Raw genomic sequence first — 11,810 nt, forward strand, 5'->3', positions numbered from 1 at the left:
GTTTTGTAACCTTCGAGAGTTATTTCACCCGAACACGCTCAATGTAAGTGGCAAAGGCCGCAAGCTGTTTGGCCAGAAAATCCAGCGTTCCTTGATCTGTCAGTTCTTTAGCTTGTTCATCGACTTTACTTTGAATGACTCCGCCCATAAATTCAGGTTTATTCATCACCATAGCTTCAAGGAAAACCAAAATCTGGCGTAGATGATACTGACAACGCGCTCCGCCAATCGGCCCCATAGAGCTGGTCTGAATGGTCACCGGTTTGTTGGCGAGTGGCTGGTTGGGTAAACGAGATAACCAGTCGATGGCATTCTTCAACCCGCCGGGGACAGAATAGTTATATTCCGGTGTCACGATAATGACCCCATCGGCCTGACGAATCTGCTCAGCAATGGTCTCAATCGTGGACGGAAACCCCTCTTCCTGCTGAAGATCAGCATCATAAAGCGGGATATCACGAATAGACGGCAAAGCTTCAATAATCATACCAGTTGGCGCTAATTTAGGCAGCGCTCGCGCCACCATGGCATTGTAGGAACCACTACGCAAGCTACCCAATAGGGTAACGATTTTAAGGGATGGTTGTGACATTGCATGCTCCCGATAAGTGAATAAATGGTGCTGTTCCATCCCCAGAGTAGGGCAAACTTATGCGATAAAACAATGACTATCTATCCTGTTATCTCTTTAAATTTCACTTAAATGAGTCTCAGTTGTGGATTTATTGCACTGAAATTGTGATCGCAGGATAAAAACGGAAAAATCGTTTCTTACTGTTATCAAGTCTATGAGTGGAATGCCGTTAATAGATCTGGAGCTATCCAGCTCTCTTACATTGAGCGACACGATAATGCTAAAAACCACTCAAGCCCGATTCACCTTACTCGTTAGTGCGTTTTTCATTTTCTTGCTAATAATCACCGTGGTGGTTATTCAGCTTTTTGTGACACCACAACTTAAACAATCTGAAAGTACCATTGTTAGTAATAGCGTTGATCAAATCGCGACTGCAATCACCGCACAAATGAACAAGGTGGAAGCACAAGCCCGCAGTATTACCCAGGCCGTTGCCATCATGGACAGTAATACCATTGACTCATTATTGCCGGGGTTAGTGGATCAATATGGTGACAGCAATGTCTTTGGTGGTGGGATTTGGCCATTACCTAATAAACGCGAGCAAGGGGTGATAAAATTCAGCACTTTCTTTGCCCGTAATGGGGAAAATAAATTAACGGTGAATACCCACTGGAATTCGCCAGAGTCACAAAATTATTTTGAACAACCGTGGTACAAAGATGGCTTAAATGCCCCGAAAGGTTTCTGTGCCTGGGCGAAAGCTTATCAGGATGATGCCAGCCCGCAGCCGAGAACCAACTGTGCAATGGCGATTTATAAAGGTGATGAGGCTTATGGTGTTTCTACCATTGATGTCACTTTAGGCTTCTTTAACCGCCTGGTTAAGGAGATGGAACAGAAAGTCAATGGCACCATTCTGATTGTTGAAGCTGATGGCAAGATTGTAGGCAGTAGCGCCTTGACTGATGGCAAAGCAGAATTAAAAAATCTGTCCGACTTTGCTACCAACTCACCAATGGCGGCAGAAACACAGCGGTTATTGGCTCAGATGAAAGACCAGAAATCACTGGAAAGTGAATTTGATGTTGATGGAACCTCTCATACCCTGTTTATACGTCCGATCGCCAATAGCCCGTGGTATTTGGTCACTGACCTGCCAACCAGCTTATTGGTCAAACAGAGCCACAGTATCTTGCTGCATTTGGGGTTAGTACAGATTCCCATCATGTTGATATTGCTACTATTCTTGGTATTCTCTATCCGCGTCTTTATGAAACGTCTGGCGGCTTTGAAAGAGAATATTACCGCATTATCTGCAGGAGGGGCTGATTTAACCCAGCGCTTACCACAAAGCAGTAGTCCGGAATTCAATGCCATTAACCAGAGTTTCAACGATTTTATCGACTATTTGCAGCAAATAATGCGTCAGGTCGGTGAAAGTAGCTTAGCTATCGCGTCGGCATCGCGCCAAATTGCCAGTGGTAATTTGGATTTATCCGCTCGAACTGAAGATCAAGCCAGTTCGATTGAAGAAACGGCTGCTTCAATGGATGAACTGACCAGTACCGTTAAACAGAATGCGGATAATGCCAGCCATGCTAACCAGCTGGCGATGGATGCTTCCACAGTGGCGGTGAAAGGCAGTACGGTGGTCAAGAAAGTGGTGGATACTATGGGGTCAATCAACCATTCGTCGAAGAAAATCGTCGATATTATTAGTGTGATTGATAGCATTGCCTTCCAAACTAATATCCTGGCATTGAATGCGGCGGTAGAAGCAGCTAGGGCGGGTGAGCAAGGGCGAGGTTTTGCGGTAGTTGCTTCTGAAGTGCGTAATTTAGCACAGCGCTCAGCGACTTCTGCTCGTGAAATTAAAAAGCTGATTGAAGACTCAGTGGCTGATATTGCGATCGGCACGGGTTTGGTGGCAGATGCGGGTACCACGATGGATGACCTGATGAGTGGGGTTTCTAATGTGGCGGCATTAATGAATGAAATTATGTCATCAAGCCAGGAGCAAAGTTTGGGTATCGAGCAGGTTAATCTGGCTATTAATCAATTAGATAACTCAACGCAACAAAATGCAGCCCTGGTGGAACAAGTCGCGGCGGCGGCTCAAGCTATGCAGGATCAGACCCTACAGTTAGAAAGTGTGATTAGCGGCTTTAAGGTGTAATTTTATACCCGTCATACTTCAAGCTGCATGTGTGTTGGCTACGCTCAATAACCCGAATCACTTACTTATGTAAGCTCATCGGGATTACTGAGCCTCATCCCTGAGGCCCACCCTGCGGGCAGCATAAATGCTGTACAAATCGGTTCCCGACCGATTAGTATCTCGCTTGCCGCCTTCCTGCAACTCGAATTATTTAGGGTATATATTGCTGTTATGCCAAAAAATTAACCCCTTTTAAATATCAGAAGGGGTTAAGACTGCTGGCTAAGTCGATTGAAGGGGAAATGTTCCGTTGGGGTCGTAGTCGCGTAAGCGACCGGAGCGGCCCTAGGAGCACTCGCCCCTTCACACACCTAGCTTGCCAATGGGTTTATCATTAACCTCAGTTTTATTTATGACTCACGGCGAATTTTACTGGCAAATAAATGACCCAGCGATTGGATTAACTGCACGGTGATAATCAATACAATGGCCGTGGTTATAGTGACGAAAGTATCAAAGCGCTGATAACCATACGTAATGGCTAAATCGCCAATCCCACCGCCGCCGACGGTACCTGCCATCGCAGTCGCGCCAATCAAACCAATAGTGGCTGTGGTCAGCGCCAATATTAAAGATGAGAGTGCTTCGGGCAGTAAAAAATACCAAATGGCTTGTAATGGGGTGGCTCCCATTGATTTCGCTGCCTCCAAAATGCCAGGATTTACATCCAGCAGTGAGTTTTCTACTAAGCGGCCAATATAGGGCGCGATAAAAATAATCAGCGGTACAATCGCCCCCGGTGTTCCTATGGTGGTATTTACAATAAGGCGAGTGAGCGGGATAATCGCCACCATCAAAATAATAAAAGGCAGTGATCGGATGATATTGATGATGGGATTAAGAATATTATAAAAAGTACGGTTTTTAATTAATCCGCCCGGCCGGGTCACTACCAGTAAAATGCCTAAAGGAATACCAATAAGGGAACCGATCACTAATGAAATGCTGACCATAACCAAGGTGTCGCGTAGCGCTTGGACGAATTGGTCTAACGTAATTGCGGTTTCGATCATCAATTTATTTCCTGTATATCAATTCCTGTTCCTGCCAGATAATTAACAGCGCTATCAATGGTGTGATTCTCGCCGGTTAATAACAGCACCATATGGCCCAGTGTGGTGTCTTGTATTTCTGACATATTGGCAAACAGAATATTGACGCCAATATCGTATTTCCTAATTAGCTGGTTGATTACCGGTTGGGTGGCTATAGCTCCGACAAATGCCAAACGGAATTGACGACCGGTATGGCTATTATTCAATAGCTTTTTCACACTTTCGGGTAAGCTATCTTTGATGACGGTGCGAACAAAGTTAATGGTTGTAGGATGAGTTAGATGACCAAATACCTTCAATACCGAACCTTGCTCAATAATTTGACCGTTTTCCATAACCGCCACCTTATTACAGATTTTTTGAATAACGGACATTTCATGAGTAATCAGTAAAACCGTAATATTGTATTGCTGATTAATTTTCTTCAGTAACAATAAAATCTGAGCGGTAGTTTGGGGGTCTAGTGATGAGGTGGCCTCATCACACAGCAGAATAGATGGATTAGTTGCCAGCGCACGGGCAATACCGACCCGTTGCTTCTGCCCGCCTGATAATTCGCTAGGAAAACTGTGACTTTTATCCCCCAGCCCGACAAAATCCAACAGTTCAGCGACACGTACCTGAATGAATTTTTTGTTTTTCCCTAATAAAATAAGTGGCATTGCGACGTTTTTAAAAACAGTCTTTGATTCCAGTAAATTAAAGTTCTGGAATATCATGCCAATATTTTTTTTCAATAACCGGAGTTGCTCTTGGCTGAAATCATGCAGGTTCTTGCCATCAATAGTGACATTTCCGGCCGTTGGGCTTTCCAGTGAATTGACCATCCGTAATAAGGTACTTTTCCCTGCACCACTGTAGCCGATGATGCCAAATATATCGCCATTCTCGACAGTTAAATGAACATCATTAAGTGCCTGTAGTTTTATATCTTTACGTTCAAATGTTTTAGAAATATGTTGAAGCTCAATCATCTGTTATTCCATTAGTTTAGATAATCAGGCAGCATATAACCTGTGTACTTCTCGTTTTCCAGAATATATTTTTTGAATTCAGGAGCGTGATATCCTGCAATAATATCTTTGGCAAACTCGGCATCTTTATTTTTACCGGCAACGGTCACCACATTAACAAACTGAGAGGTGGGTTTTTCAAGTTGCAGGGCAGAAGTCAGTTTTATTCCATTAGAAACCGCAAAATTGCCTTGGATAGCACCGTAATCGACATCAGGTAATGCTCTGACTTGTTGAGCGTTATCCATTTCTTTGATGACCAAATGATAAGGGTTTTCTGCAATATCTCTTTGGGAGAAGGTGGCAGGATCAATTTTTTCTTTCAGCTTTATCCAGCCAATAGATTGCAGTAATAGCGCTGCCCGGTATTCGTTTGAGGGCTGATTTGGGACTGAAATCCATGCACCATCTTTGGGCTTATCTTCTTTTTTATGCTTATTAGAATAGAGACCCATCGGTGGGGTTGGAACCTGAACAATTCTAGTATTATCAATTCGTAAGCGGTCATTTATCGCTTGCAGATAAATCGGATGCTGCATGATGTTGCCATCAATTTCACCAGTACTGACGGCGTTATTGACCTGAATTCCATCATTGAAGTCTTTATATTCGACGCTATAGCCTTTCTTTATGAGATAAGGTGCTACGCCTTTCTCAAATTGCTCTTTATAGGGGCCAGGATTAAATCCTAATTTGATGACTTTCTTCTCCTCACTATGGGCATTCAATGAGGTTAAAATAATTAAACCAGGTAAGGCTATTGCCAGCGAGCGTATTTTCATCATCATTTCCCTGTGGAATAAATATTAATTCAGACTCTAAAGAGGAATTTATTCACAAGGTTGCAGGCTATTGGGTTCTCCGTAAACGAAGAATATAGACTTAGCTTATCCATTATCTATATATAGGATTAGGAGAGAGTATATCCAGATGGAATAACGAGAGGGGTGCGATCAGTAGATTAACAACCCACTGCATCATATGCAGTGGGTTGTTGCGATATAAACCTGAGTTTAGCCCTGAATCAAATTAGGGATCTTCACCGCAGGGTTAACATCGGCTTCATAATCCACACCGTCGATGGCGAAACCGAATAGATTTAAGAACTCGGTTTTATAGCCGGTGAAATCGGTCAACTGGTAAATATTGTCGTTGGTCACCTGATCCCACAACTGCTGTACCTGGTTTTGAACTTCAGGATCCAGTTCTTTGTAATCTGCACGCAGACGACCTTCCTGATCCATATGCGGCGCGCTGCCACACAGGCTATCTTTATACAGTGAATAAACCTGCTCGATACAACCCTCATGAGTACCTTTCTCTTTCATCACTTTGAATAACAGTGACAGGTACAGTGGCATCATTGGAATTGCGGAGCTGGCTTGAGTCACGACCGCTTTCAATACTGAAACACGCGCATCGCCGCCGCCATGAGCAGACAAGCTATCGCGGATCGCCAGAACTTTTTGATCCAAGTCTTTCTTAGCCGCGCCAATAGAGCCGTTCCAATAGATATCATGGGTGATTTTTTCGCCCAGGTAGGTGAACGCTGTGGTTTGTGCGCCTTCGGCCAATACGCCAGCTTCCAGCAGTGCATCAATCCACATCTGCCAGTCTTCGCCACCCATTACCGCGACAGTATTGTCGATCTCTTCTTGAGTTGCCGGTTGCAGCACCGCTTCTTTGATAACTTCTTTATCAGTATCAAGGCCACGGAACTTCACTTCATGGCCAATTGGCTTCAGTGTGGAGTTAAACACTTCGCCAGTTTTTGGGTGAGTACGGCGCGGTGAAGCCAGACTGTAGATGACTTGATCAACCTGACCTAAATCTTGCTTGATAGCTTCAATTGTCAGACGTTTAATCTCATCGGAGAAAGCATCGCCATTGATACTTTTCGCGTACAGGCCTTTTTGCTCGGCAAATTTATGGAATGCGGCGCTGTTGTACCAACCAGAGGTGCCTGGTTTGCCTTCTTCACCCGGACGTTCAAAGAACACGCCCAGTGTATCGGCACCACAACCAAATGCTGCTGTAATGCGGGCAGCCAGCCCGTACCCAGTTGACGCACCAATCACTAATACTCTTTTTGGGCCGTTAGCGATTGGGCCTTCTGCGGTGACATAGTCGATTTGCTTTTTGACGTTAGCTTCACAGCCCGCCGGATGAGCAGTCACACAGATAAAGCCGCGTACACGTGGTTTTATAATCATGGATACCTCAGGTTTATAGATATAGTTAAGTGTTTGAGCCGTGTTCAGATTGATGGACGGTTCAGACTCATAGAGCAAGCTTATCAAAATACCTCTATGGCATCACACTCATTTTCCAATACAGAAACTGGAGAAAATCCGCCCCAGTAAGTCATCAGAGCTAAATTCACCGGTAATTTCGCTCAATGACTGTTGCGCTAAACGTAATTCTTCCGCCAGTAACTCACCAGCGTAAGCGCTTACTAACTGTTCGTGACCTTGTGCCAGATGTTGTGCGGCCGTTTCCAGCGCTTGCAAATGACGGCGGCGGGCCAAGAAACCGCCTTCGGTGTTGCTGGTAAAGCCCATACTCTGTTTGAGATGGTTACGGAGCAGGTCAATGCCTTCACCGGTGCGGGCTGACAAGCGAATCAGTGAGTGACCATTTACTTCGGTCAGACCCAAGGTTTCACCTGTAATGTCAGCTTTATTGCGTACCACGGTGATCGGCAGTGTAGCTGGTAAGCGCGCCATAAACTCTGGCCAGATAGCAGCCGGCTCAGTGGCGTCAGTGGTGGTGCCATCAACCATAAATAGCACCCGATCAGCTTGTTCAATCTCATGCCACGCACGTTCGATACCAATGCGCTCAACTTCGTCACTGGCTTCCCGTAGGCCTGCTGTATCAATGATATGCAATGGCATCCCATCGATATGAATATGTTCTCGCAACACATCACGAGTGGTGCCAGCAATATCGGTGACAATTGCGGCTTCACGTCCCGCTAACGCATTGAGTAAACTTGATTTTCCGGCATTCGGTCGGCCCGCAATGACCACTTTCATCCCTTCGCGCAGCAAACTGCCTTGTCGGGCTTCAGTGCGCACTTGTTCCAAATCTGCCATCACCCCATTCAACTGACCTTCAATCTTGCCATCAGACAGGAAATCAATTTCTTCATCTGGGAAGTCAATCGCAGCTTCGACGTAGATTCGCAAGTGAGTAAGTGCTTCCACCAATTGATGGATACGGACTGAAAATGCGCCCTGTAATGAATTCACTGCCGAGCGTGCTGCTTGCTCTGAGCTGGCATCAATGAGATCAGCAATAGCTTCTGCTTGTGCCAGATCCAGCTTGTCGTTTAAGAATGCGCGCTCAGAGAACTCTCCTGGGCGTGCGATACGCAGCCCTGGCAGGGCCAGAATGCGTTTTAACAGTAAATCCAGTATGACTGGGCCACCATGACCTTGCAGCTCCAGTACGTCTTCGCCGGTGAAGGAATTTGGCCCAGGAAAGTAGAGCGCGATACCTTGGTCCAACGTACTGCCATCGACATCTTTAAACGGCAGATAATCGGCATAGCGTGGCTTGGGTAATTTCCCCAAAACTGCTTGCGCAACCGCGGCGGCAGCGCGACCTGAAACACGTAAAATACCAACGCCACCACGGCCTGGAGGTGTTGCTTGTGCCACGATAGTATCAGTGGTGCTCATGGTATGCCTCTCTTTAAAAGAATAAGGCGGTCATATAATTATGACCGCCTCATATACCCTTCGTATTTGAAGTTACAGCGTTGTTAGCTGCTCCCCAAGTCACTGATGTATACCAGTGGCTTGGATATCTAGCTATGACTCCAATGACTTGGGGTATCTATCATGTTAAGACTGTTTTTTCTTATCGCGGCTGTGTAAACCACGTTTTTCCAGACCACGATAGATCAACTGCTGTTGCAGGATGGTCACCAGGTTACTGACGATATAGTACAGAACCAGACCGGCCGGGAACCACAGGAAGAACACTGTGAAGATAACTGGCATGAAGGTCATGATTTTCTGCTGCATCGGGTCAGTCACGGTAGTCGGTGACATCTTCTGAATGAAGTACATGGTGATACCCATCAGAATTGGCAGAATGTAGTACGGGTCTTGTGCTGACAAGTCATGAATCCACAAGATGAATGGCGCATGACGCAATTCAACGGAACTCATCAACATGTAGTACAACGCCAGGAAGATTGGCATCTGAATGACCAGCGGTAAACAGCCACCCAGCGGGTTAACCTTCTCAGCTTTGTACAACGCCATCATTTCCTGACTCATACGCTGCTTATCGTCGCCGATACGCTCACGCATGGCAGCCAGTTTAGGCTGTAGCAAACGCATTTTCGCCATCGAGGTGTATTGCGCTTTAGTCAGCGGGTACATGATACCACGCACGATAAAGGTAATAACGATGATGGAGAAGCCCCAGTTACCGACAAAGCTGTGAATGAATTTCAACAGTTTGAACAGTGGCTGAGAGATAAACCATAACCAACCATAGTCAACAGTCAGGTCAAGATGTGGCGCGATAGCGGCCATTTTGTCCTGAATTTCTGGGCCAACCCACAAGGTGGCACCCAGTTGTTTCTGCTCACCTGGCTGAATAACGACCGGTGCACCTTTAAAGCCGATAGCCGCTAAACCGTTACCCAAGTCAGCGGAATAGAAGGTGTTGGTTTCGTTAGCTGTTGGGATCCATGCGGTTGCAAAATATTGCTGCAACATCGCAACCCAGCCGCCTTTGGTGGTGATGTCCAGGCTCTTATCTTCGATATCACTAAAGCTATATTTTTTATATTTAGTTTCATCAGAAGAGTAAGCCGCACCACGATAAGTATGCAGCGCAAAGTTATTGCTGCCGGTATCACGGTGTTTAGGCAAGTTGATGCTTTGCTTTAACTGACCAAACAGTGTCAGCTCCAGCGGGACAGCAGAGACGTTTTTAACGTGATAATCCACACCGATGGCGTAGTCATTACGTTTCAGCACAAAAGTCTTGGTGAAAACGGAGCCATCTTTGCCGGTGAAGGTCAATGGAATACGCAGTTCGTCCTGGCCATCAGCTAATACAAAGCTGGTTTGAGGAACTTCAAACAGTGGGCGCTCGCCGTTAGCTGGATTATCCGGACCGCTTTTACCTGTCAGGCCACTTTGCGCCTGATAAATGAACGCAGGGGTAGTTTCCAGTAATTCGAAAGTTTTATCTGAACCCAGAGCATCCGGGTAAGCCAGCAGGTTAGCCTGCTCGATGTCACCGCCACGGGTATTAATGGTCAGAGACAGCACATCAGTTTTTACAGTAATCAGTTGACCCTGACCACTGCCTGGCACGGCCTGGCTTGCTTTATCACCGGTAGCAGTATTCGCAGTCTGTTGCGTGGTCTGAGCGGCTGGTTGTGGATTGTTGTCCACTTGCCAGGCTTGCCAGATCATGAAAGACACGAACAGCAGAGCGATGAGTAGAAGATTGCGTTGCGAATCCATCGTTAGTGTTCTCTGTTATCGTCGGGTTTCGGCGGCACGGGATCATCGCCACCTGGGTTCAAAGGGTGGCATTTTAATACGCGTTTCAGTGTTAACCAACTGCCTTTTATCATACCAAACCGGCTCAATGCCTCAATTCCGTAATGAGAACATGTCGGATGGAAACGACAACGCGGCCCCAACAGCGGACTAATCACGAGCTGATAGCCCCTGATTAGCCCGATCAGGATGCGGGAGCCTGGCGACAGTGGCGACGCCATAATTTTTCCAAAGCTTCCGTCAACGCACGGTTATCGAGGTCAGCCACACCCTTTTTCACCAAAACGACAAAATCCATAGACGGTAACGTATGTTGATGCAACCGGAAGCTTTCGCGGGTTAAGCGTTTGATCCGATTACGTTCATGAGCACGTTTGACATGTTTTTTGGCGACGGTAAGACCGATGCGGGGATGCCCCAGCTCGTTCAGGCGGCCGAGGATGGTGATTTGCGGCGTGCCAGCCCGTTGTGGCTGCTGGAAGACGAAAGTGAAATGACTGGGAGTTAACAAACGTAACTCCCTAGGAAATGCTAGCTTAACCACTTAGATGGTTAGCTTTTATTACTTAGAAACAGTCAGACGAGAACGGCTTTTCGCACGACGGCGAGCCAGAACTTGACGACCATTTTTGGTGGCCATACGAGCACGGAAACCGTGGCTACGGTTGCGCTTCAATACGGACGGTTGGAAAGTGCGTTTCATAGCGATTTCTACCTAAACTTAAAATAATTACTGATTCAGTAAACGCGTTTGGCTGCTCGGAGTGAAGACACCGACGCCTCAATCGCAACATATAAAGAAGCGGGATTGTAATAATTGTACAGTCCTGAGTCAATTGACATTGCGCCCGCCCGCACAGAAGTTTTCTGTATCGGGAGTTTACCAAGAGCCTGTCCGTGTTCACCGCTGGTTTCTTTTTGACCGAGGTCATCAAGAGAACAGGCATCACACGTAGGGCTGAGGATTATACGGACTCCCTGACAAATCGCAAGGATCGCCGTGAGATCCTTTGCATATTAATGAGGATCTGTGATTGGAAAAAGGGAAGGTGATACCAGTATATTCCGAAATACTTTCGGATCTTGGCTGTTGAGGGGCACGAAAAGCTGTGCGCCAGGTTACACTCCCAGCAGAAGTTATGCCCTGTGGATAAAAAGGATCTAATCTGTGAGGAAGGGGAGGATCTATTGCTCCTTTTGCGCTATGATCCGCCATTCCGATCACATCCACTACTCTGGGATCACTACTCCGAGATCGTGGGGGGATGTTAGTCGTAAAAACAACCGAAAAACGGTTCGCATGTCACTTTGGCTTGCTACAGGCCATATTGGCGTGTGTCAAAAACGATGAGTTACAAAAAATCCTGATTTCTTTCTTTTATTGATCTTGTTCGAGTGGAGTCCGCC

The 11,810-nt window shown here is 46.3% G+C and carries 11 protein-coding genes; 1 reads left to right on the forward strand and 10 read right to left on the reverse strand.

Annotated features, from left to right (window positions below):
- Positions 1–19 precede the first annotated feature (19 nt).
- Entirely contained in the window at positions 20–592 is a 573-nt protein-coding gene (locus ACF3VQ_RS21425) for an NADPH-dependent FMN reductase (RefSeq protein WP_392432897.1), read from the reverse strand.
- 259 nt (positions 593–851) lie between these two features.
- On the opposite strand from ACF3VQ_RS21425, the gene ACF3VQ_RS21430 reads away from it, so the two are divergent.
- A complete protein-coding gene (locus ACF3VQ_RS21430) occupies positions 852–2,756 on the forward strand; it encodes a methyl-accepting chemotaxis protein (protein WP_392432898.1) in 1,905 nt (634 codons plus the stop codon).
- Positions 2,757–3,148: 392 nt separating this feature from the next.
- Here the strand turns inward: ACF3VQ_RS21430 and ACF3VQ_RS21435 are convergent, their stop codons facing one another.
- The 9 genes from ACF3VQ_RS21435 to rpmH all read right to left on the reverse strand — a co-directional run bounded on the left by ACF3VQ_RS21435 (position 3,149) and on the right by rpmH (position 11,106).
- Positions 3,149–3,811 carry a methionine ABC transporter permease gene (locus ACF3VQ_RS21435; protein ID WP_392432899.1) on the reverse strand — a complete coding sequence of 221 codons (663 nt, stop codon included), beginning with the start codon at positions 3,809–3,811 and terminating at the stop codon, positions 3,149–3,151.
- On the reverse strand, positions 3,811–4,827 hold the full coding sequence (locus ACF3VQ_RS21440; protein WP_392432900.1) for a methionine ABC transporter ATP-binding protein: 1,017 nt from the start codon (positions 4,825–4,827) through the stop codon (positions 3,811–3,813). Before ACF3VQ_RS21440 ends, ACF3VQ_RS21435 begins: the two co-directional genes overlap by 1 nt.
- A gap of 11 nt (positions 4,828–4,838) precedes the next feature.
- A complete protein-coding gene (locus tag ACF3VQ_RS21445) occupies positions 4,839–5,648 on the reverse strand; it encodes a MetQ/NlpA family ABC transporter substrate-binding protein (protein ID WP_392435753.1) in 810 nt (269 codons plus the stop codon).
- Between the two features lie 231 nt (positions 5,649–5,879).
- Positions 5,880–7,079: an enoyl-ACP reductase FabV gene (fabV, locus tag ACF3VQ_RS21450; protein WP_005161110.1), complete on the reverse strand. Its 1,200-nt coding sequence runs from the start codon at positions 7,077–7,079 to the stop codon at positions 5,880–5,882.
- Positions 7,080–7,187: 108 nt separating this feature from the next.
- A complete protein-coding gene (gene mnmE / locus ACF3VQ_RS21455; protein WP_019084188.1) occupies positions 7,188–8,552 on the reverse strand; it encodes a tRNA uridine-5-carboxymethylaminomethyl(34) synthesis GTPase MnmE in 1,365 nt (454 codons plus the stop codon).
- A gap of 165 nt (positions 8,553–8,717) precedes the next feature.
- Positions 8,718–10,364: a membrane protein insertase YidC gene (yidC, locus tag ACF3VQ_RS21460; RefSeq protein WP_392432901.1), complete on the reverse strand. Its 1,647-nt coding sequence runs from the start codon at positions 10,362–10,364 to the stop codon at positions 8,718–8,720.
- A 2-nt stretch (positions 10,365–10,366) separates the two neighbouring features.
- Positions 10,367–10,624, reverse strand: coding sequence for a membrane protein insertion efficiency factor YidD (gene yidD / locus ACF3VQ_RS21465; protein ID WP_005161103.1), 258 nt, complete (start codon positions 10,622–10,624; stop codon positions 10,367–10,369).
- Positions 10,588–10,947: a ribonuclease P protein component gene (rnpA, locus tag ACF3VQ_RS21470; protein ID WP_025380108.1), complete on the reverse strand. Its 360-nt coding sequence runs from the start codon at positions 10,945–10,947 to the stop codon at positions 10,588–10,590. The genes yidD and rnpA overlap by 37 nt, the downstream gene beginning before the upstream one ends.
- Positions 10,948–10,965: 18 nt before the next feature.
- Positions 10,966–11,106 (reverse strand): 50S ribosomal protein L34, encoded by a 141-nt coding sequence (gene rpmH / locus ACF3VQ_RS21475; RefSeq protein ID WP_002220736.1) that lies wholly within the window; start codon positions 11,104–11,106, stop codon positions 10,966–10,968.
- Positions 11,107–11,810: the final 704 nt, after the last annotated feature.

The sequence above is a fragment of the Yersinia fenwicki genome, assembly GCF_043099325.1.
In the GTDB taxonomy this organism is placed as follows: domain Bacteria; phylum Pseudomonadota; class Gammaproteobacteria; order Enterobacterales; family Enterobacteriaceae; genus Yersinia.

Bases quoted from the DNA above. Each gene is read 5' to 3' on its own strand.
- ACF3VQ_RS21425 (WP_392432897.1), bottom strand. From the start codon at position 592: ATGTCACAACCATCCCTTAAAATCGTTACCCTATTGGGTAGCTTGCGT.
- ACF3VQ_RS21430 (WP_392432898.1), top strand. From the start codon at position 852: ATGCTAAAAACCACTCAAGCCCGATTCACCTTACTCGTTAGTGCGTTT.
- ACF3VQ_RS21435 (WP_392432899.1), bottom strand. From the start codon at position 3,811: ATGATCGAAACCGCAATTACGTTAGACCAATTCGTCCAAGCGCTACGC.
- ACF3VQ_RS21440 (WP_392432900.1), bottom strand. From the start codon at position 4,827: ATGATTGAGCTTCAACATATTTCTAAAACATTTGAACGTAAAGATATA.
- ACF3VQ_RS21445 (WP_392435753.1), bottom strand. From the start codon at position 5,648: ATGAAAATACGCTCGCTGGCAATAGCCTTACCTGGTTTAATTATTTTA.
- fabV (WP_005161110.1), bottom strand. From the start codon at position 7,079: ATGATTATAAAACCACGTGTACGCGGCTTTATCTGTGTGACTGCTCAT.
- mnmE (WP_019084188.1), bottom strand. From the start codon at position 8,552: ATGAGCACCACTGATACTATCGTGGCACAAGCAACACCTCCAGGCCGT.
- yidC (WP_392432901.1), bottom strand. From the start codon at position 10,364: ATGGATTCGCAACGCAATCTTCTACTCATCGCTCTGCTGTTCGTGTCT.
- yidD (WP_005161103.1), bottom strand. From the start codon at position 10,624: ATGGCGTCGCCACTGTCGCCAGGCTCCCGCATCCTGATCGGGCTAATC.
- rpmH (WP_002220736.1), bottom strand. From the start codon at position 11,106: ATGAAACGCACTTTCCAACCGTCCGTATTGAAGCGCAACCGTAGCCAC.